Origin of the sequence: Streptomyces sp. NPDC005496, assembly GCF_042872045.1 — a bacterium.
In the GTDB taxonomy this organism is placed as follows: Bacteria; Actinomycetota; Actinomycetes; order Streptomycetales; family Streptomycetaceae; genus Streptomyces.
The window spans coordinates 17323-37332 of sequence record NZ_JBIAJQ010000009.1 but is presented as its reverse complement, the minus strand read 5'-3'; the positions used below and the strand labels follow the sequence as shown (position 1 = coordinate 37332).

Sequence of the window (20010 nt, the reverse complement as noted above, 5' to 3'; positions counted from 1 at the left end):
GAAGCTCACAGGGCGAAAGTCCGTTACGGGCGAGCCGAGTCCGGGACTACTTGACCGCCCGCAGCGCGTTGACGATGCCGAAGCCGTAGAAGCCGTTCACGCGCTTGCCGCCCTCGCAGGTGGCGTCCACGACACCGTCGCCGTCACCGTCGTACGGCGCCGACGGGCAGCCCGGGTTGTCGGCCTGCGCCTTGAGCAGCGCCTGGAGCTGGGCCGGAGTGGCGTGCGGGTGCGCGGACTTCAGCAGCGCGGCGACACCGGCGGCGTGCGGGGAGGCCATCGACGTGCCCTGCAGGAAGCCGTACTGGTTGCCCGGCATCGTGGAGAGGATGCGGCCGTTCTTCGACGGGGTGTCCGGGATCTGGTACTTGTCGCCGCCGGGGGCCGCGATGTCGATGACGCCGTTTCCGTACGTCGAGTAGTACGACTTGGCGCCCGTGACGCCCGTCGCGCTGACCGTGACGACACCCGGGAGCTGGGTCGGCACGTCGAAGCACTCGTGCGGGTCGACCGTGCGGGGGACCGGGGTCGAGTCGTCGGGGCTGGAGTCGTCGAGCAGGGCGTCCGAGTCGAGGTCGTCGTTCGAGTTGCCCGCCGAGGCCAGGTTGAGCGTGCCCTTCTTCTGGGCGTACTGCTGGGCCCGGTTCACCGCGTCGACGATCGCCCGCTGGTCGGGGTCGTCCATGCAGTTGTAGAGCCAGGGATCCACGTAGTAGCTGTTGTTGGTGACCTCGACGCCGTGGTCGGCGGCGAAGACGAAGGCGCAGACGACGCTCTCCGGGTAGAACAGCTCGCTGACCGGGTCGGCCACCTTGATGCCGGCGACCTTCACGCCCGGGGCGACGCCTGCGACGCCGATGCCGTTGCGGGCCGCGGCTATCTCGCCCGCCACGTGCGTGCCGTGGTAGTGGTCGGGGTTCGCGGGACGCCAGGCGCCCGGCGAGGTGTCCGCCTTGCCGCCGACGCAGTTCGCGGACTGCGAGGCCGAGAAGTTGGGGGCCAGGTCCGGGTGGGTGTCGTCGACGCCGGTGTCGATCACGGCGACGGTCACCTTGCGACTGCCGGGGTTGATCTTCGCGGCCTTGTCGGCGCCGATCGCCCGCAGGTCCCACTGGTCGGCCTCGAGGGGCTCCTCGCCCGCGGCGGTGCTGCTCGCCTCGGCCTTCGCGGCCTGGGCGGCCGACAGGTACTGCGCGGCGCCCTCGTCCGTCGTCCCCGCCGCGGTCAGCGGCGCGGTACGGGTGGCGCCCGCGGACTGCACCCCGCGGACGGCGCGGATCTGCTTGCCGAAGTCGGGGTTGGCCGAATGGACGACGATCACGCCGATCTTCTCGTACGCGACGACGACGGTCCCTCCGGCCTTGGCTATCGCGCGCTGCACGGACGCGATCGTGCGGTGGTCCGTCCTGGTGTTGACGACGTACGCCAGCTCGGGGCTGTCCGTGGCGGTCGTGGCGGAGACGGACGCCGTGCCGGGAGCGGCCGCCGCGACACCCGGCAGCAGGCCGAGGGAGGCGGTCAGGGCCAGCGCGGCGGGTACGGCGAGCGCGAGACGGCGTCTGGAACGCAGATGAGCCATGGGATCTCCACATCATCCGGAAACGGGCACTGCCCGAACACAGGTGGTGCTCGGGCAGGTACATGACGGGGTGTGCAGGGCGAAGTTATCCCCCGCCCCACCTGGCCAGCAATGAAATACGACGACGACTTCTGAAAGAAGTGCGGGGAGTTGAACCGGTCCACGCGTGGCGCCGTGACCTTGAGCAGGGAGCACGAGCACGATCGAGCCCCCTGTCGGATCACGCTCGGGAGCCCTAACATCGCCTCCCGGTTCACGTGATCCACGTCACTGTGAGGTCAGAGCCGCCCATGTCCGTGCCCAGTCCGTCCCCGTCCCCGTCGGCGAACCCCAACTCGCCCCCGCCCACCGTCGCAACCGCATCCGCAACGCGAGGAGACTCCGTGGCCACCGACGCACCGCCCCCCTCGAAATCCCAACCCGCGCTCCCGTCGACCGAGGAGTTCGTCGAGGTCCAGCAGAGTGCGGAGTTCGGTGAACTGCGCCGCTCGCACCGCTCCTTCGCCTTCCCGCTGACCATCGGCTTCATCACCTGGTACCTGCTGTACGTCCTGCTGTCGAACTACGCGGGCGACTTCATGGGCACCCGACTGTTCGGCAACATCAACGTCGCCCTGGTGCTCGGCCTCGCCCAGTTCCTCACCACGTTCCTCATCGCCTGGTGGTACGCGCGGCACGCCGCCGCGAAGCTCGACCCCAAGGCCGAGGCGATCAAGTCCCGGATGGAGGGCGGCGCATGAGCCCCGCGATCACCCAGGTCCAGCTCGCGGCGGGAGAGGCCAGTGAGCACCGGCCGCTGATCATCTCCCTGTTCGCCGTCTTCGTCGTCGCCACCCTCGTCATCACCGTCTGGGCGGGCCGCCAGACCAAGAGCGCGGCCGACTTCTACGCGGGCGGACGCCAGTTCAGCGCCTTCCAGAACGGACTGGCCGTCTCCGGCGACTACATGTCCGCCGCGTCCTTCCTCGGCATCGCGGGCGCCATCGCCCTGTTCGGCTACGACGGCTTCCTGTACTCCATCGGCTTCCTGGTGGCCTGGCTGGTGGCGCTGCTCCTGGTCGCCGAGCCCCTGCGCAACTCCGGCCGCTACACGATGGGCGACGTCCTCGCCTACCGCATGCGCCAGCGCCCCGTCCGGACGGCGGCCGGCGCCTCCACCATCGTCGTGTCGATCTTCTACCTGCTGGCCCAGATGGCGGGAGCGGGCGTCCTGGTGTCGCTGCTCCTCGGCATCACCAGCGACGGCGGCAAGGTCGCCATCGTCGCCCTGGTCGGCGTGCTGATGATCGTGTACGTGACGATCGGCGGCATGAAGGGCACCACCTGGGTGCAGATGATCAAGGCCGTCCTGCTCATCGGCGGGACCATCCTGATCACCTTCCTGGTGCTGCTGAAGTTCAACTTCAACGTCTCCGACCTGCTCGGCTCCGCGGCCGACAACAGCGGCAAGGGCAAGTCCTTCCTCGAACCGGGACTCAAGTACGGCGCGACCTCGACGTCCAAGCTGGACTTCATCTCCCTGGGCATCGCTCTCGTGCTCGGCACCGCCGGCCTGCCCCACATCCTGATCCGCTTCTACACGGTGCCGGACTCCAAGGCCGCGCGTAAGTCCGTGAACTGGGCGATCGGCATCATCGGCGGCTTCTACCTGATGACCATCGCGCTCGGCTTCGGCGCCGCCGCGCTCATCAGGCCCGAGGAGATCATCGCGTCCAACAAGGCGGGCAACACCGCCGCCCCGCTGCTCGCGCTGCACCTCGGCGGTGTGGACTCGACGTGGGGAGCGATCCTGCTCGCCACCATCTCGGCGGTCGCCTTCGCCACGATCCTCGCGGTCGTCGCCGGACTGACGCTCGCCTCGTCCTCCTCGTTCGCCCACGACATCTACGCGAACGTGATCAGGAAGGGCACCGCCACCGAGAAGGAGGAGGTCAGGGCCGCCCGCTACGCCACGATCGCCATCGGTGTCGTCTCGATCGGCCTCGGCGCCCTCGCCCGCGACCTGAACGTGGCCGGCCTGGTCGCGCTCGCCTTCGCGGTCGCCGCCTCCGCCAACCTGCCGACGATCCTCTACAGCCTCTTCTGGAAGAGGTTCACCACGCAGGGCGCCCTGTGGTCGATCTACGGCGGCCTGGTGACGGCGGTCGGCCTGGTGCTGTTCTCCCCGGTCGTCTCCGGCAAGCCCACCTCGATGTTCCCGGACGTCGACTTCCACTGGTTCCCGCTGGAGAACCCCGGCCTGATCTCCATCCCGGTCGGCTTCCTGCTCGGCTGGATCGGCACGCTCGTGTCCAAGGAGGAGCCCGACGCCGGCAAGTACGCCGAGCTGGAGGTCCGCTCCCTCACCGGCACCGGAGCGCACTGACCCACGCGTACGGCACGGCCCCGTCGCGACCCCCCGGTGGATCACCACTGGTAGGTCCCTACGACGGGGCCGTGCCGTACCTCGTGGGATCGGGCCGCCCCCGTTGTCGGTCCCGTCACGTAGGCTCGCAGTTGTCCGACAGATGTGCTTGGCACCGAGGGAGGGGGCCCACGTGCTCATCGACACCTACGGCCGGGTGGCCACCGACCTGCGCGTCTCGCTGACCGACCGCTGCAATCTCCGCTGCACGTACTGCATGCCGGAAGAGGGCCTGCAGTGGCTGGCCAAGCCCGACCTGCTCACGGACGACGAGATCGTCCGCCTCATCGACATCGCCGTCACCTCCCTCGGCATCACCGAGGTCCGCTTCACCGGCGGGGAACCCCTGCTCAGGCCCGGACTCGTCGGCATCGTCGAGCGGGTCGCCGCCCTGGAGCCGCGCCCCCAGATGTCCCTGACGACGAACGGCATCGGCCTCAAGCGCACCGCGTCCGCCCTGAAGGCGGCGGGCCTGGACCGGGTCAACGTCTCCCTCGACACCCTGCGCCCCGACGTCTTCAAGACGCTCACCCGCCGCGACCGGCACAAGGACGTCCTCGAAGGACTCGAAGCGGCCCGCGACGCCGGCCTCACCCCCGTCAAGGTCAACTCCGTGCTGATGCCTGGGCTGAACCAGGACGAGGCCCCGGACCTGCTCGCCTGGGCCGTCGAGCACGACTACGAACTGCGCTTCATCGAGCAGATGCCCCTGGACGCCCAGCACGGCTGGAAGCGGGAGGGCATGGTCACCGCCGGCGACATCCTCGCCTCGCTGCGGACCCGCTTCGAGCTCACCGAGGAGGGCGCCGCCGAGCGCGGCTCCGCTCCCGCCGAGCGCTGGCTCGTCGACGGCGGCCCGCACCGGGTCGGCGTGATCGCCTCGGTCACCCGCCCCTTCTGCTCGGCCTGCGACCGCACCCGGCTGACCGCCGACGGCCAGGTCCGCACCTGCCTGTTCGCCACCGAGGAGACCGACCTTCGGGCCGCGCTGCGCTCGGACGCCGCCGACGAGGAGATCGCCGGCATCTGGCGGACCGCGATGTGGGGCAAGAAGGCGGGCTCCGGCCTGGACGACCCGACGTTCCTCCAGCCGGAGCGGCCGATGTCCGCGATCGGGGGTTAAGGCCGCGCGGACTCGGACTCCCACTGGGTCAGCGGCACCACGTCCTTGAGGAAACCCCGGACGCTCAGGAACTGCGACAGGTGCTCCCGGTGCTCCTCGCACGCGAGCCACGTCTTGCGGCGCTCGGGCGTGTGCAGCTTCGGGTTGTTCCACGCGAGCACCCACACGGCGTCGGCGCGGCAGGCCTTGGCCGAGCACTGCGGTGTGGAGGGGGAGGTCTGACCGGGGAGCGGGAGGTTCACGCGTCCACCCTAGACGGCCCCACAAAGGCGACGCCGAGCAGCCACGGGGGGAGCTGCCCGGCGTCGGTCCGTCGCTCCGACGGGGGATGCGGAGCGCGTACGAAGTATGTCACGGGGGACCCGGTGCCCGGCACCGGAACTACATGATTGATCTGAGCTTTTCTTGAGCTTGGTACACGCTCCGGCACCCCGTCCCGTTCCGGATTCCGCTGATCCGCGGAGGTCAGCTCCGCTCGTGCGGCTCGCCCCGAAGACCCGCTCCCGGGTCCGCCGTCACGTCCTCGCGCACGGGTCCCGGCGCGGGTTCCGAGCCGTCATCCTCGCGCGGCGGCGCGATCATCGGGCGCACCGGGACGGTGACGAAGGTCGACGGGAGCGAGGGCGCGTTCTCCCGGCCGGCGTTGGCGATGACGACGGCGATGTAGGGGAGGAGCACCCCGAGGACCAGAGCGACCAGTGCGACGTGGCGCTCCACGTTCCAGAGGGTCGCGGCGAGGATCACGGCGACGGTGCGGACGCTCATCGAGATGACGTAGCGCCGCTGCCTGCCGCGTACGTCCTCGTCGAGTCCTTGCCTGGCTCCTGTGATCCGGAAGACCTGGCCGCTGTTCTGCTTCCGCATCACGTTCCACCACCTGCCTGTGTCGGACGCTCCGGTCCGTACCACCCGGACCCGGTCAGGGATCCGGGCCCGAACACGCTCCACGTTACGCCGCGGCTGCGCCGTCCTCGAGACCGGGGGCACCTCCCGTCCGGGGGACGGACTGCGCCGTACCGCGTATGGCTCCGCCCGACATGCGGCGTACGGGTGGCGGACCGAGACTGGCCGAAATGCTCACGCAGAGCCGTACTAGGAGGCAGCCATGGGCTGGTTGTGGGCCATCATCGTGGGATTCGTGCTGGGTCTGCTGGCCAAGGCCATCATTCCGGGCAAGCAGCACAGTCCGCTCTGGCTGACCACGATCTTCGGCATCATCGGAGCCGTCGTCGGCAACGCCATCGCCCGGGCGATCGGCATCGACGAGACCAGCGGCATCGACTGGGGCCGGCACGCACTCCAGCTCGTCGCCGCGGTCGTGATCGTCTTCTTCGGCGACATGCTCTACATGTCGCTGCGCGGCAACCGGCAGCGGCAGCGCACCTGACGAAGCGCGAGCGGCCGTCCCCCGGGACGGACGGCGCAGGGGCGGCCCCGTGACGGGACCGCCCCTGCGCGTGTGTGACGGACAGAGCCGCCGGGAGCCCGCTCAGGCGCCCGTGACCTCCACCGCAGCCAGGTTCTTCTTGCCCCGGCGCAGCACCAGCCAGCGCCCGTGCAGCAGGTCCTCCGCGGCGGGCACCGCGTCCTCGGCGGCGACCTTCACGTTGTTCACGTAGGCGCCGCCCTCCTTGACCGTGCGCCGCGCGGCCGACTTGCTGGCCACCAGGCCGACCTCCGCGAGGAGGTCCACCACCGGACCGAGCGAGGCGACCTGGACGTGCGGCACCTCGGACAGGGCCGCCCGCAGCGTCGGCTCGTCGAGATCACCGAGCTCGCCCTGACCGAAGAGGGCCCGGGACGCGGCGACCACGCCGGCCGTCTGGTCGGGGCCGTGCACCAGGGTGGTCAGCTCCTCGGCCAGCGCCCGCTGCGCGGCACGCGCCTGCGGCCGCTCCTCGGTCTGCCGCTCCAGCTCCTCGATCTCCTCGCGGGACCGGAAGCTGAAGATCCGCAGGAACTTGGAGACGTCCCGGTCGTCCGCGTTCAGCCAGAACTGGTAGAACGCGTACGGCGTGGTCATCTCGGGGTCCAGCCAGACCGTGCCGGACTCTGTCTTGCCGAACTTGGTGCCGTCCGCCTTGGTGATCAGCGGAGTGCCCAGCGCGTGCACCACGGCGTCCGGCTCGGTGCGGTGGATCAGGTCCGTGCCCGAGGTGAGGTTGCCCCACTGGTCGCTGCCGCCGGTCTGCAGCGTGCAGCCGTACCTGCGGTAGAGCTCCAGGAAGTCCATGCCCTGGAGGATCTGGTAGCTGAACTCGGTGTAGCTGATGCCCGCGTCGGAGTTGAGCCGCCGCGCGACGGCCTCCTTCGCGATCATCTTGTTCACCCGGAAGTGCTTGCCCATGTCGCGCAGGAACTCGATGGCGGACATGCCCTGGGTCCAGTCCAGGTTGTTCACCATCACCGCGGCGTTCGGGCCCTCGAAGTCCAGCAGCGGGGCGATCTGCGCGCGCAGCCGCTCCACCCACTGGGCGACGACCTCGGGAGCGTTCAGCGTGCGCTCCGAGTTCGGCTTCGGGTCGCCGATCAGGCCCGTCGCCCCGCCGACCAGACCCAGCGGGCGGTTGCCCGCCTGCTGGATCCGGCGCATCGTCAGGATCTGCACGAGGTTGCCGAGGTGCAGGCTGGGCGCGGTCGGGTCGAAGCCGCAATAGAACGTGACAGGACCGTCCGCGAACGCCTTGCGCAGTGCGTCCTCGTCGGTGGAGAGGGCGATCAGCCCGCGCCACTTCAGTTCGTCGACGATGTCCGTCACGGTTCTCGTATCTCCTTGGGGATGATGTCGGGGCAGCCGGGCAGCCGCCGGCTACGAGGTTATACGCCCTGGCTGACAGAGCTCATATTGAAGTCCGGCACCCGCAGGGCCGGAGCGGCGGCCCTGGTGAACCAGTCGCTCCACTCCCGGGGCAGCGTCTTCTCCGTGCGCCCCGCCTCGGTGGCCCGGCCCAGCAGACCGACCGGCGACTCGTTGAAGCGGAAGTTGTTCACCTCGCCGACCACCTCGCCGTTCTCCACCAGGTACACCCCGTCCCGGGTGAGCCCCGTCAGCAGGAGCGTGGCCGGGTCGACCTCGCGGATGTACCACAGGGAGGTCAGCAGCAGGCCGCGGCCGGTGCTCGCGACCATCTCCTCCAGGGAGCGGTCGTCGCCGCCGTCCAGGATCAGGTTGCCGATCGACGGCGTCACCGGCAGACCCGTGAGGGCCGCGCTGTGCCGGGTCGTCGACAGGCGCTCCAGCCGTCCCGCGGCGATCCACTCGGTCGCCGTCAGCGGCAGTCCGTTGTCGAACACCGACGCGTCGTCCCCGGAGGAGTGCGCCAGTACGAACGGGGCGCTCTCCAGGCCCGGCTCGTGCGGGTCGCTGCGCAGGGTCAGCGGCAGCTCGGTGAGCCGCTCGCCGACGCGGGTGCCGCCGCCGGGCTTGCTGAACACCGTCCGTCCCTCGGCCGCGTCCCGGGCCGCCGCCGACCACATCTGGTAGATCAGCAGGTCCGCCACGGCGGTCGGCGGCAGCAGCGTCTCGTAGCGCCCGGCGGGCAGGTCGAGGTGCCGCTCGGCCCAGCCGAGCCGGGTCGCCAGCTCCGCGTCCAAAGCCGCCGGGTCGACGTCCTTGAAGTCCCGGGTGGAGCGCCCCGCCCACGCCGAGCGGGTGCGGTCCGGGGACTTGGCGTTGAGCTCCAGCGTCCCGTTCGGCTGGTCGTGCCGCAGCCTGAGGCCCGTCGACGTACCCAGGTAGCTGGAGACCAGCTCGTGGTTGGCGAACCCGTACAGCTCACGGCCGCCCGCGCGGGCCCGGGCGAACGACTCGCCGAGCGCCGGGGCGAAGTCCGTGAAGACGGCCGAGGAGGTCTCGGCGGGCGCGTCTGTGAAGTCCGGGGACTCCGGCACGCCCGTGACCAGCGGCTGCGCGTCCTCGGCGGGTCCGGCCCCGCGCGCGGCGGCCTCGGCGGCCCGCACCAGCGGCTCCAGCTCGTCGGGCGTCACCGCGGAGCGGGAGACGACGCCGGACGCCGTGCCCTCGCGGCCGTCGACGGTGGCGACGACGGTCAGCGTGCGCCCGCGGGTCACCCCGTTCGTGGTGAGCGCGTTGCCGGCCCAGCGCAGGTTGGCGGTCGAGTGCTCGTCGGCGATCACCACGCAGCCGTCGGCCCGGGACAGGGCGAGGGCGCGCTCGACGATCTCGTGCGGCTTGTCCGTACCGTGCGTACGAGAGGTCATCGGCCCGCCTCCTGCGTGGTGTTGAGAATGTTCACGCCCTTGAAGAGGGCGGACGGGCAGCCGTGCGAGACCGCCGCGACCTGGCCCGGCTGGGCCTTGCCGCAGTTGAAGGCACCGCCCAGGACGTACGTCTGGGGGCCGCCGACCGCGGCCATCGAACCCCAGAAGTCCGTGGTCGTCGCCTGGTACGCGACGTCCCGCAGCTGTCCGGTCAGCCGCCCGTTCTCGATCCGGAAGAAGCGCTGCCCGGTGAACTGGAAGTTGTAGCGCTGCATGTCGATGGACCAGGAGCGGTCCCCGACGACGTAGATGCCGCGGTCGACGCTGCCGATCAGGTCCTCGGTGGACAGCCCGGCGGGGTCCGGCTGGAGCGACACGTTCGCCATGCGCTGCACGGGCACGTGGCCGGGGGAGTCGGCGTAGGCGCAGCCGTTCGAGCGGTCGAAGCCGGTCAGCTTCGCGATGCGGCGGTCCAGCTGGTAGCCGACGAGGGTGCCGTCCTTGACGAGGTCCCAGGACTGCCCGGCCACACCCTCGTCGTCGTACCCGATGGTCGCGAGGCCGTGCTCGGCGGTGCGGTCACCGGTGACGTTCATCAGCTCGGAGCCGTACTTCAGCTTGCCCAGCTGGTCGAAGGTCGCGAAGGAGGTCCCGGCGTACGCCGCCTCGTAGCCGAGCGCGCGGTCCAGTTCGGTGGCGTGCCCGATGGACTCGTGGATGGTCAGCCACAGGTTGGACGGGTCGACGACCAGGTCGTACACGCCGGCCTCGACGCTCGGCGCGCGCATCTTCTCGGCGAGCAGTTCCGGGATCTGCGCGAGTTCGGAGTCCCAGTCCCAGCCGGTGCCCGTCAGGTACTCCCAGCCCCGCCCGACCGGCGGCGCGATCGTGCGCATGGAGTCGAACTCGCCGCTGGAGTCGTCGACGGCCACCGCGGTGAGCTGGGGGTGCAGCCGTACGCGCTGCTGCGTGGTCACGGTGCCCGCGGTGTCGGCGTAGAACTTGTTCTCGTGCACGGTGAGCAGTGAGGCGTCGACATGGCTGACCCCGTCGGCCGCGAGCAGCCGCGCGCTCCAGTCCGCCAGCAGCCCGGACTTCTCCTCGTCCGGCACGGAGAAGGGGTCGATCTCGTACGCGCTGATCCACGTCCGGTCGGCGTGCACCGGCTCGTCCGCGAGCTCGACGCGCTCGTCGGAGCCCGCCGCCTTGATCACCTGCGCCGACAGCTTGGCCATCGCCACGGCCTGCGAGGCCACCTTCGCGGCGGCGTCCATCGTCAGGTCCACGCCCGACGCGAACCCCCAGGTGCCGCCGTGCACCACCCGCACCGCGTACCCGAGGTCGGTGGTGTCCGAGGACCCGGCGGGCTTGGCGTCGCGCAGCCGCCAGGACGCACTGCGCACCCGTTCGAACCGGAAGTCCGCGTGCACGGCACCCAGCGCACGCGCGCGGGCGAGGGCGGCGTCGGCGAGGGCGCGCAGAGGTAGTGCCGTGAAGGCTTCGTCGATGGAATGAGGCACCTGGGTCTCTTTCTGTGGACGTGACGGTGGTCGCCGTGCTCTGCGATCGCTCCGATCATGTCGCCCATCGCGCCCGCGGACCACAGGTTTCCGGCCTGCGTCCATGACTTTATGTAGGGACCCGACAGCGAGTCACCTACGCCACTGTCGGTGCCCGATTGTCCGTCGGCGGGGCCGGACCGATAGGTTTTCGAGGAAGCCGCCTGTCGATCCAGCCGTCCGGGCGGCGCGTCAGACCGCTAACGAAAGGGTGATCCGTTGAGCCGCTCGGTTCTCGTCACCGGAGGCAACCGGGGCATCGGCCTCGCCATCGCCCGCGCGTTCGCCGAGGCCGGCGACAAGGTCGCCGTCACATACCGTTCCGGTGAGCCGCCGAAGGTTCTCACGGACCTGGGCTGCCTCGCCGTGAAGTGCGACATCACCGACACCGAGCAGGTGGAGCAGGCCTACAAGGAGATCGAGGCCGAGCACGGTCCGGTCGAGGTCCTGATCGCCAACGCCGGCGTCACCAAGGACCAGCTCCTGATGCGCATGTCCGAGGAGGACTTCACGTCCGTCCTCGACACCAACCTCACCGGCACCTTCCGGGTCGTCAAGCGCGCCAACCGCGGCATGCTGCGCGCCAAGAAGGGCCGGGTCGTCCTGATCTCCTCGGTCGTCGGGTTGCTCGGCTCCGCGGGCCAGGCGAACTACGCCGCCTCCAAGGCCGGCCTGGTCGGCTTCGCCCGGTCCCTCGCCCGTGAGCTGGGATCGCGCAACATCACCTTCAACGTCGTCGCGCCCGGCTTCGTCGACACCGACATGACCAAGGTGCTCACCGACGAGCAGCGCGCGGGCATCGTGTCCCAGGTGCCGCTCGGCCGGTACGCGCAGCCGGAGGAAATCGCCGCGACGGTGCGGTTCCTCGCCTCCGACGACGCCTCGTACATCACTGGAGCCGTCATCCCGGTTGACGGCGGACTGGGAATGGGTCACTGATCACCATGAGCGGAATTCTCGAGGGCAAGCGCGTCCTGATCAGCGGTGTGCTGATGGAGTCCTCCATCGCCTTCCACGCCGCGAAGCTGGCCCAGGAGCAGGGTGCCGAGATCATCCTCACCGCGTTCCCGCGGCCGACGCTGACCGAGCGCATCGCCCGGAAGCTCCCCAAGCCCACCAAGGTCATCGAGCTCGACGTGACCAACGACGAGCACCTCGGCCGGCTGGCCGACGTCGTCGGCGAGGAGCTCGGCGGCCTCGACGGCGTCGTGCACTCCATCGGCTTCGCGCCGCAGGACGCCCTCGGCGGCAACTTCCTCAACACGCCGTTCGAGTCGGTCGCCACCGCCATGCATGTCTCGGCGTACTCCCTGAAGTCGCTCACCATGGCCTGCCTGCCGCTGATGCAGAACGGCGGCTCCGTCGTCGGCCTGACCTTCGACGCGCAGTACGCCTGGCCGCAGTACGACTGGATGGGCCCGGCCAAGGCCGCGCTGGAGGCCACCAGCCGCTACATCGCCCGCGACCTGGGCAAGCAGAACATCCGCTGCAACCTCATCTCCGCGGGCCCGCTCGGCTCCATGGCCGCCAAGTCCATCCCGGGCTTCAGCGACCTCGCCGCGGTGTGGGACACCCGCTCCCCGCTGGAGTGGGACCTGAAGGACCCGGAGCCGGCCGGCCGCGGCATCGTCGCCCTGCTGAGCGACTGGTTCCCGAAGACCACCGGCGAGATCATCCACGTCGACGGCGGCCTGCACGCGATCGGCGCCTGACCCACCCCCTCGGCGGCACCCGGGCGAGCCCTGGGCCGTACGAGGACGACGCCCCGTCTCCCGCGGCCCGCGGGGGCCGGGGCGTCACCCGTTCGGCCCACCGGCCGGGCGCCCGGGGCAGGTCACCGGGCACTCTGGAGTACGCGTTCACCAGGCACTTCGGACGCGTTTCCTCCAGAGCACGGCCGAGGAGGTCACCCTTGTGCGCCTGTCACACCGATTCGCCCCGGTCATAGCCGCGCTGGTTCTCCCCGTCGCCCTCCCCGACGACGCGGCCTCGCACACCCCGCACTCACCGGAAACGGGCCTCCACGCGCGTGTGGCCGACGAGAGACCCTTCGGGGCCTCGTGCCGCACCCGGGTGCTGGGCTCCGAGGTGACCGCCTGGTGCCACAACCCCTATCCGGAGACCGACCGGGTCAGCCTGCACGTCGAGTGCGACCGCTGGTGGGACATCGACAGCGACGGCGCTCCGGTCGGCGCCGGGCCCGCCGAGACCGTACGGCTGACCGGACGCTGCTGGAAGGAGATCCGGTCGGCGTGGGTCAGCCACGAGCGGTGACGGCGCCGCTCAGCCGCCGGAGGTGACCCCCGGGTCCCCGGCCGCGCGCCCCGCACGGCACTGGAACGGATAGCCCGCGGCCTCCGTCCCGGCCGCCTCCGCGTCGCCCGCGCGGATCGCGTCGAGCAGGCGGGTGTGGTCCATGTACGTCTCCGGCGTCAGCCGCTCGCCGACGTCCTCGCGCAGCCAGTCGCGCATGACCTCGCCCAGGTCCGCGTACATCTCGGTCATGACCTCGTTGTGCGACGCGGACACCACCGCCAGGTGGAAGGTCGCGTCGGCCGTCACGAAGGCCTCCGCGTCACCCGACTCCCAGGCTTCCTCACGGCGTACGAGCAGGGCGTCCAGCTGCTTGAGATCGCGCTCGGTGCGCCGCTCGGCGGCCAGCCTGGCGGCACTCGACTCCAGCGTGGAGCGCAGCTCGGCCACGTGCCGCGGGTCGGCGTCCGCGAAGCGGCGGTGCATGACGCCCGCCAGCTCGCTGGTCGCCGCGACGTAGGTGCCCGAACCCTGGCGGATGTCCAGCAGGCCGTTGTGCGCGAGCGCGCGGACCGCCTCACGGACCGTGTTCCGGGCGACGCCCAGCTGCTCGACCAGCTCAGGCTCGGTGGGGATGCGCGAGCCGACCGGCCACTCGCCCGAGGTGATCTGGTTCCGCAGCTCGGCGATGACCTGCTCGGACAGCGCCGAACGGCGGGGATGGCTCAGCGGCATGACGGTCCTTCGAACGGGCCTTCCTGCGGGGCCGGATGATCCGGAGATTAACGCAAGGGGGCGGACGCGAGAGGGAGTGGACAACCAATCATCCCATGATTCTATGATGGCGCCATGGCCAGTGATCAGACGCGGACGGCGTCCCCAGCGATACGCGGCTCCGTCGGCACGGAGCCGGCGGGCCCCGCACCTACGACGCGTCCCGGACCCTCGGGGCCCGCGTCGACCGCCCGTCCCGGACCCGGGGAGCGGACACCCGCCCCGCGCGCGTGGACGACACGGCTGGTCGTCGCCGGCATCGTCCTCACGGCCCTCAACCTGCGGCCCGCCATCACCAGCCTCGGCGCCCTCCTCGAAGAGGTGCGCGACGGGCTCGGGATGAGCGGCAGCGTCGCCGGCCTGCTCACCTCCGTGCCGTCCCTCTGCTTCGCCGTCTTCGGGGTCATGGCGCCGCGCCTCGCCCGCCGGTTCGGTGCGTCCGCCGTCGTCTGCGCGGGCATGGTCGCCATCACCGTCGGCCTCGCCGTACGGCCGTACGCGGGCGGCACCCCGGGCTTCCTGGCCGCCAGTGCCCTGGCACTCATGGGCATCGCCGTCAGCAACGTCCTGATGCCGGTGATCGTCAAGCGCTGGTTCCCCGACCGCGTCGGATCCATGACCGGCCTGTACTCGATGGCCCTGGCGGTCGGCACCTCGTCCGCCGCCGCGGTCACCGTGCCCATGACCGACGCGCTCGGCGGCGGCTGGCGATCCGGGCTGACCGTCTGGGCGTTCCTCGCCGCCGCGGCCGTACTGCCGTGGATCCCGCTCGTACGCGCGCGGGAGGCCGGTTCCGGGCCCGCCGGAGCGTCGACGGCCCCGCCGACCCGCGTGCCCGCGACCGGCGACGGCACTGCGGCGGACGCCCGTGCGGGGGCCTCCGCGACCGGCAGTGGGTCCGTCGAGGTGGGCGCTTCCGAGGCCGGCGCCGACACCGTCTCCGGATCTGAGGCCGTCTCCGGACCCGGCGCCGTGACCGCCTCCGTGACCGGTACCGCGTCCCATGAGCGGGCCGACGGACTGCGGATCACCCGGAGCGGGACCGCCTGGGCGCTCGCCGTCTTCTTCGGCCTCCAGGCCACCGCCGCGTACGTCACCATGGGCTGGATGGCGCAGATCTTCCGGGACGCCGGGGTCCCGGCCGGCACCGCGGGCCTGCTGCTCGCGGTCACCATGGTGATGGGCGTACCGCTGGCCTTCGTCATCCCCCGCCTGGCCACCCGCCTGCCGCACCAGGGACCGATCGTGATCGCCCTCGGCGTCAGCGGTCTCGTCGGCTACGCCGGCCTGTGGCTGGCCCCGGCGGGCGGCGCCTGGGCCTGGGCGGTCCTCCTCGGCATCGCCAACTGCTCCTTCCCCCTCGCCCTCACGATGGTCGGCATGCGGGCCAGGACCGGCGCGGGCGTCGCCAAGCTGTCGGCCTTCGCGCAGAGCACCGGGTACCTCATCTCGATCCCGGGGCCGCTCCTGGTGGGCGTGCTCTACCAGCACAGCGGCGGCTGGGGGCTGCCGATCGCGCTGATGGCGGGGCTGATGGTCCCGCAGATCGGCGTGGGCATCCTGGCGGGCCGCGACCGCACGGTGGAGGACGAGGCCGCACGGCGCTGACCGGCGCCGGGGCCACGGCCGGCGTCGGCCGTACGCCCACGGGGTGCGGGCGGGCGTGAGGCCACCCGCACCCCGGGGCCCGACCCCAGAGGCGGGGGAGGTCCCGGCGGGTGGGAGACTGGCCGCATGCCTGTGCTCGACCCGAACCCCCAGAACGGCCAGAAGAAGATGCTGCTCGTGCTCGGCGCGATGCTGGCCATCACCGTGATCATCGGCGTCATCGCGTCCATCGCCTCCCCCTGACCGCGCCCGTCCGCCGGCGGTGGTGGGGCTAGCCCCACCGACCCCTAGGGGGCGAGTGTCAGGGTCAAGTGGGTGGATCTCCGGATGGGTTGGAGGCCGCGGATTCCGTAGCTTCGAGGTGTGGTCGCGAGGACGCGGCCCACGGACCGCTCGAAGACCCACGGAGGCGTCATGCCGGCCCCCACGCACCCCCGGACCCACCCGGTGACCACGGGCCGCGTCGACATCCGGCTGCCCTGGTGGGCCTTCGCGCTCCCGGTCCTGGCCTTCGTCGCGCTGCTGGCCCTGATCGTCAACCCGTCCGACGCCCACGCCACGGCCGGGGACCCCGCCCTGACCCACGTCGTCGAGCGCATCCAGGAGGCGGTACGCCGCTGAGTCCGCACCGGGTCCGGTGGCCGCCTTCTCCCGGCGCCCGTCTCGGTCCGGCGTGCGTCGCCCCGAGGTCTCCCGGGGCCTACTTACGTCCCCCGGGCTCCGGCAGGCGCGGTGCGCGGATCTCGGGAAGGATGGACGGCGAGTGTGGTCCGCCCGTGGGCACGCCCCGCCCGCCGTGGACGTGCGTCCGCGCCCGTCGGCGCGGGCCGTCACCCGTGCCGGGGGACCGGCCCAACTCCCTGCGCCCCGTGGCGTGTTTCATGCGAAGCTGGGACGCATGAGCGTCGCAGAATCCCGCAGGATCGTCCTCTTCCGGCATGCGAAAGCCGACTGGCCGCAGGTCTCCGACCACGAGCGGCCGCTCGCCGACCGGGGCCGCACGGACGCCGCCGTCGCCGGACGCAAGCTGTCCGACTCGGGCATCCCCCTCGACCTGGCCGTCTGCTCCACCGCGACCCGGACCCGCGAGACCTGGAAGCTCGCCGTCCACGAGCTGCCGCACCGGCCGAAGACGGTCTACGAGGAGCGGGTCTACGAAGCCTCGCCGGGCGAGCTGATCGCGGTGCTCAACGAGACCCCGGACGACGTGCAGAGCCTGGTCCTGATCGGCCACAACCCCGGAATCCAGGGCCTCGCCGACGTCCTCGCGGGCCAGGCCGAGAAGGACATCCGCGCCCGCATGAGCAGCCGGGGCTTCCCGACCGCGGCGTTCGCCGTCCTCACCTTCACCGGCCCCTGGAAGACCCTGGAGCCCGGAGTGGCCGCCCTCGTCGACTACTGGGCGCCGTCCGAATGAGCCGTCGCCACGCGGACGGGGAGCGGCAGCGGTCCCCGTCCGCGTGGCGGAAGACCCGCGCGAGCGCGACGGCTCAGGGCGCGTCGTCGTTCGTGTCCGCGGCCTCGACCTCTTCGCGGGTGACGCCGAGCAGGTAGAGCACCGTGTCGAGGAACGGGAAGTTCACCGCCGTGTGCGCGGCCTCCCGGACGACCGGCTTCGCGTTGAACGCGACCCCGAGCCCCGCGGCGTTCAGCATGTCGAGGTCGTTGGCCCCGTCGCCGATCGCCACCGTCTGGCCCAGCGGCACGCCCGCCTCGGCCGCGAACCGGCGCAGCAGCCGCGCCTTGCCCGCGCGGTCCACGATCTCGCCGGTGACCCGGCCGGTCAGCTTCCCGTCGACGATCTCCAGCGTGTTGGCGTGCGCGAAGTCGAGTCCGAGCCGCTCCTTCAGATCGTCCGTGACCTGCGTGAACCCGCCCGAGACCACGCCGACCTGGAATCCGAGGCGCTTCAGCGTACGGATCAGCGTGCGCGCGCCCGGCGTGAGCCGCACCTCGCTGCGCACCTTGTCCACCACCGAGACGTCCAGCCCCGCGAGCAGCGCCACGCGCGCGTGCAGCGACTGCTCGAAGTCCAGCTCGCCGCGCATCGCGGCCTCGGTCACCTCGGCGACCTCCTTCTCGCAGCCGGCGTGCGCCGCGAAGAGCTCGATCACCTCGTCCTGGATGAGAGTGGAGTCCACGTCCATCACGACGAGCCGCTGGGCGCGGCGGTGCAGTCCGGCCGCGACCACCGCGACGTCGACACCGAGCGCCGCCGCCTTGGTCGCGAGGGCCGTGCGCAGCGCCTCGGTCTCCGTGCCCGACACCGCGAACTCGACCGCGGTGACCGGGTACTTGGCGAGCCGGAAGATACGGTCGATGTTGCCGCCGGTGTCGGTGATCCGGGCGGCGATCGCCGCCGTCGACTCCGCGGTGAGCGGACGCCCGAGGACCGTGACGAGCGAGCGGCCGAGACCGCGGGGCCGGTTGTCGCCCAGCCCGGAGATGATCTCCGCCTGCATCTTCATGGACTCCGCCCAGCTGTGGACGGTGGACCGCAGGTCACCCTCGAGCCCGGCGGACGGCTCGGTCACGAGCGCGCACAACACGATCCGGCCACGGGTGACGACCTGCTCGATGTCGACCACGTCGACGGAGAAGGCGGCGAGGGTGTCGAAGAGACCGGCGGTGATGCCGGGCCGGTCCTTGCCGAAGATCTTGACGAGGAGGGTGGGGACATCAGAGGTCTGCGAAGCGCTCATGGTGCTCCCACCGTATCCGGCACCCAGTGCCTTTCGCCGCCGAGGTCCGCCTGGCGGACAGCGAACAATGCGTGGCGCGCGGGTGACGCCGGCCTTGATCACCGGTGACGAGCCCGGGTCCCGCCGGCCGGGACCCGGGCGGCCGTCGCGGGTGTCCTACCGGCAGCGGACGTCCGCCGCCGGCCGCTGCCCGGTGGCGAGATACCGGGAGACGATCCGGTCTCCGCAGGCATTGCCGTTGCCGAGGTAGGCGTCGTGGCCGGTGGAGTCCGTGGTCACCATGACGGCGCGTGCGCCGAGCGCCGCGCGCAGCCTGCGGGCGCCGGCCAGCGGGGTGGCGGGATCACGCTCGTTCTGGACGAGCAGGACGGTGGACGGCACGCGGTCGGTGATGCGTACCGGCTCCTCCCGCTGCGGCCAGGGCCAGGCGGCGCAGGCGATCGCGTTCCTCGGCATCCCGGCGGTCAGGGGGTACGCGGCGCGGCTCGCGTCGACGTCCTCCTGGTAGCGGGCAGCCGACGACGGCCAGCGGGCGTCGTTGCACATCGTGGCGAGGGCGACGGAGAGGGCGTTGCGCACCGGCGGCTCCGGCGCCGGCTCGGGCGCCGGCGGGACGGTGCCCGCGCGGGCGTGCAGGATCAGGCGGGCCAGCCCGGGGAAGCCCTCGCCGGGATCGTAGAAGGCGTCCACCACGGCCTGGCGCAGCACGTTGCCGTTCAGCTCGGCCGGACGGGCGCCGGGCCAGGGGATCGGCTCCCGGTCCAGCCGGGCGGCGAGCCGCAGCAGGAGCGGACGGACCTGCCCGGCGCGGTCGGCCAGCCGGTCCGGATTCCCGGGCGCCGAGGCCCATTCGGCGAACACGGGGAACACGTCCTCGACGCCGGTCTCGAACCCGGTCCAGGTGGCCCGGGGAACGCCGCCGAGCTCGGGGTGGGCGGTGGCGGCGGTGGCGTCGGGGTTGCTGTCCAGCACCACCCGGTCGGTGCGGCGCGGAAAGAGCTGGCTGTAGACGACGCCGGTGTACGCCCCGTACGAGACACCCCACGCGGACAGCCTGCGCTCGCCCAGCGCCGCGCGGATGCGGTCGATGTCGCGGGCGTTGTCGGCGGTGCTGATGTGCCGCGCCAGCTCGCCGCCGTCGCGCGCGCAGGCGTCGGCGGTCCGCCGGGCGGTGGCCATGTTCGTGTCGACGCTCCCGTCCGGCGCCGGCCAGGGGAAGAACGTGGACCTGTCGAGGTCGCCGCTCTCCAGACCGCAGTCGACCGGGTCGGACCGGCCGACTCCCCGGGGGTCGAACCCGATCAGGTCGTACGTGTCGCGCACCTCGCGCGGCAGCGTCCGGCCCTTCGTGGCCACCTCGTCGAGGCTGCCGCCGCCGGGGCCGCCGGCGATCAGGAGCAGGGCGCCGCGGCGTGCGGACGGCTTCTCGCTGCGGATACGGGAGACGGCGAGGGCGACCTTCTCGCCGCCGGGGTCGGAGTAGTCCATCGGCACCTCGACGGTGGAGCACTCCTGCCGCGGGTCGAGCCCGCTCCCCTCGCACTTCTCCCAGACGAGGGGCCGGGAGGTCATGGGTGTCGCGGCCGTCGCGGTGAAGGGCACGGTGGGCCCGAGAACCGCGGCGGCCACGGCGATCACGAGTACGTTTCGCTTGGTTCGCTCGGCTTTCATCACAGGGACGAGCCTCGGTGACCGGCTCCGGCCACTCCATCCGGCTGCCCCGCCTGTTCCGCGGGGGGTTTACCCAACGCCGTTCACCGGCACCGCAGTTGACCATCCTGTGCCAG

General features: G+C 71.6%; 20 protein-coding genes. 11 read left to right on the top strand and 9 right to left on the bottom strand.

Annotation, left to right across the window (positions count from 1 at the left end; translation table 11 throughout):
* Positions 1–46: 46 nt before the first annotated feature.
* Positions 47–1579, bottom strand: a complete 1533-nt coding sequence (locus tag ACFYQQ_RS26495) for a S8 family serine peptidase (RefSeq protein ID WP_355783423.1) — start codon at positions 1577–1579, stop codon at positions 47–49.
* Between the two features lie 383 nt (positions 1580–1962).
* Here ACFYQQ_RS26495 and ACFYQQ_RS26490 point away from each other — a divergent pair, with 383 nt between their 5' ends.
* The 3 genes from ACFYQQ_RS26490 (at position 1963) to moaA (ending at position 5106) form a co-directional block, all read left to right on the top strand.
* Positions 1963–2319, top strand: coding sequence for a DUF485 domain-containing protein (locus ACFYQQ_RS26490; RefSeq protein WP_355783420.1), 357 nt, complete (start codon positions 1963–1965; stop codon positions 2317–2319).
* On the top strand, positions 2316–3944 hold the full coding sequence (locus ACFYQQ_RS26485) for a cation acetate symporter (protein ID WP_355783417.1): 1629 nt from the start codon (positions 2316–2318) through the stop codon (positions 3942–3944). The genes ACFYQQ_RS26490 and ACFYQQ_RS26485 overlap by 4 nt, the downstream gene beginning before the upstream one ends.
* 172 nt (positions 3945–4116) lie before the next feature.
* Positions 4117–5106 carry a GTP 3',8-cyclase MoaA gene (gene moaA / locus ACFYQQ_RS26480; protein ID WP_355783414.1) on the top strand — a complete coding sequence of 330 codons (990 nt, stop codon included), beginning with the start codon at positions 4117–4119 and terminating at the stop codon, positions 5104–5106.
* On the opposite strand, the gene ACFYQQ_RS26475 is transcribed toward moaA, so the two are convergent.
* Both ACFYQQ_RS26475 and ACFYQQ_RS26470 read right to left on the bottom strand, forming a co-directional pair.
* Positions 5103–5348 (bottom strand): hypothetical protein, encoded by a 246-nt coding sequence (locus tag ACFYQQ_RS26475; RefSeq protein ID WP_355783412.1) that lies wholly within the window; start codon positions 5346–5348, stop codon positions 5103–5105. The two genes, moaA and ACFYQQ_RS26475, sit on opposite strands and share 4 nt — an antisense overlap.
* A 223-nt stretch (positions 5349–5571) precedes the next feature.
* The gene (locus ACFYQQ_RS26470) at positions 5572–5970 is read right to left on the bottom strand and encodes a DUF3099 domain-containing protein (RefSeq protein WP_355783409.1); all 399 of its coding nucleotides are present in this window, start codon (positions 5968–5970) and stop codon (positions 5572–5574) included.
* Positions 5971–6211: 241 nt separating this feature from the next.
* On the opposite strand from ACFYQQ_RS26470, the gene ACFYQQ_RS26465 reads away from it, so the two are divergent.
* A complete protein-coding gene (locus ACFYQQ_RS26465) occupies positions 6212–6493 on the top strand; it encodes a GlsB/YeaQ/YmgE family stress response membrane protein (RefSeq protein ID WP_355783406.1) in 282 nt (93 codons plus the stop codon).
* Between the two features lie 102 nt (positions 6494–6595).
* Here the strand turns inward: ACFYQQ_RS26465 and tyrS are convergent, their stop codons facing one another.
* The 3 genes from tyrS to ACFYQQ_RS26450 are packed head-to-tail and all read right to left on the bottom strand — an operon-like array spanning position 6596 to position 10847.
* Positions 6596–7864: a tyrosine--tRNA ligase gene (gene tyrS / locus ACFYQQ_RS26460; RefSeq protein ID WP_355783403.1), complete on the bottom strand. Its 1269-nt coding sequence runs from the start codon at positions 7862–7864 to the stop codon at positions 6596–6598.
* Positions 7865–7923: 59 nt separating this feature from the next.
* The gene (locus ACFYQQ_RS26455) at positions 7924–9327 is read right to left on the bottom strand and encodes a metallopeptidase TldD-related protein (protein WP_356174131.1); all 1404 of its coding nucleotides are present in this window, start codon (positions 9325–9327) and stop codon (positions 7924–7926) included.
* On the bottom strand, positions 9324–10847 hold the full coding sequence (locus tag ACFYQQ_RS26450) for a TldD/PmbA family protein (RefSeq protein WP_355789788.1): 1524 nt from the start codon (positions 10845–10847) through the stop codon (positions 9324–9326). Before ACFYQQ_RS26450 ends, ACFYQQ_RS26455 begins: the two co-directional genes overlap by 4 nt.
* A 258-nt stretch (positions 10848–11105) precedes the next feature.
* Here ACFYQQ_RS26450 and fabG point away from each other — a divergent pair, with 258 nt between their 5' ends.
* The 3 genes from fabG (at position 11106) to ACFYQQ_RS26435 (ending at position 13160) form a co-directional block, all read left to right on the top strand.
* Complete coding sequence (gene fabG / locus ACFYQQ_RS26445) at positions 11106–11825, top strand: 3-oxoacyl-[acyl-carrier-protein] reductase (protein WP_355789786.1); 720 nt, start codon at positions 11106–11108, stop codon at positions 11823–11825.
* Between the two features lie 5 nt (positions 11826–11830).
* The gene (gene fabI, locus ACFYQQ_RS26440) at positions 11831–12598 is read left to right on the top strand and encodes an enoyl-ACP reductase FabI (RefSeq protein ID WP_121403837.1); all 768 of its coding nucleotides are present in this window, start codon (positions 11831–11833) and stop codon (positions 12596–12598) included.
* A 202-nt stretch (positions 12599–12800) separates the two neighbouring features.
* Positions 12801–13160, top strand: coding sequence for a hypothetical protein (locus tag ACFYQQ_RS26435; RefSeq protein WP_355789783.1), 360 nt, complete (start codon positions 12801–12803; stop codon positions 13158–13160).
* Between the two features lie 9 nt (positions 13161–13169).
* Here the strand turns inward: ACFYQQ_RS26435 and ACFYQQ_RS26430 are convergent, their stop codons facing one another.
* Positions 13170–13874 (bottom strand): FadR/GntR family transcriptional regulator, encoded by a 705-nt coding sequence (locus ACFYQQ_RS26430; RefSeq protein WP_355789780.1) that lies wholly within the window; start codon positions 13872–13874, stop codon positions 13170–13172.
* A 114-nt stretch (positions 13875–13988) separates the two neighbouring features.
* Between ACFYQQ_RS26430 and ACFYQQ_RS26425 the strand changes: the two genes are divergently transcribed.
* The 4 genes from ACFYQQ_RS26425 (at position 13989) to ACFYQQ_RS26410 (ending at position 16938) form a co-directional block, all read left to right on the top strand.
* Positions 13989–15521 (top strand): CynX/NimT family MFS transporter, encoded by a 1533-nt coding sequence (locus ACFYQQ_RS26425; RefSeq protein WP_388905326.1) that lies wholly within the window; start codon positions 13989–13991, stop codon positions 15519–15521.
* A 126-nt stretch (positions 15522–15647) separates the two neighbouring features.
* On the top strand, positions 15648–15764 hold the full coding sequence (locus tag ACFYQQ_RS26420) for an SGM_5486 family transporter-associated protein (protein WP_356174139.1): 117 nt from the start codon (positions 15648–15650) through the stop codon (positions 15762–15764).
* Positions 15765–15935: 171 nt separating this feature from the next.
* Positions 15936–16142, top strand: coding sequence for a hypothetical protein (locus ACFYQQ_RS26415; RefSeq protein ID WP_356174141.1), 207 nt, complete (start codon positions 15936–15938; stop codon positions 16140–16142).
* 277 nt (positions 16143–16419) lie between these two features.
* Complete coding sequence (locus ACFYQQ_RS26410; protein WP_355794192.1) at positions 16420–16938, top strand: histidine phosphatase family protein; 519 nt, start codon at positions 16420–16422, stop codon at positions 16936–16938.
* 73 nt (positions 16939–17011) lie between these two features.
* Here ACFYQQ_RS26410 and serB read toward each other — a convergent pair whose 3' ends face one another.
* Positions 17012–18223 (bottom strand): phosphoserine phosphatase SerB, encoded by a 1212-nt coding sequence (serB, locus tag ACFYQQ_RS26405; RefSeq protein WP_355794191.1) that lies wholly within the window; start codon positions 18221–18223, stop codon positions 17012–17014.
* Positions 18224–18379: 156 nt separating this feature from the next.
* The gene (locus ACFYQQ_RS26400; RefSeq protein WP_355794795.1) at positions 18380–19894 is read right to left on the bottom strand and encodes an alpha/beta hydrolase; all 1515 of its coding nucleotides are present in this window, start codon (positions 19892–19894) and stop codon (positions 18380–18382) included.
* Between the last annotated feature and the right edge of the window lie 116 nt (positions 19895–20010).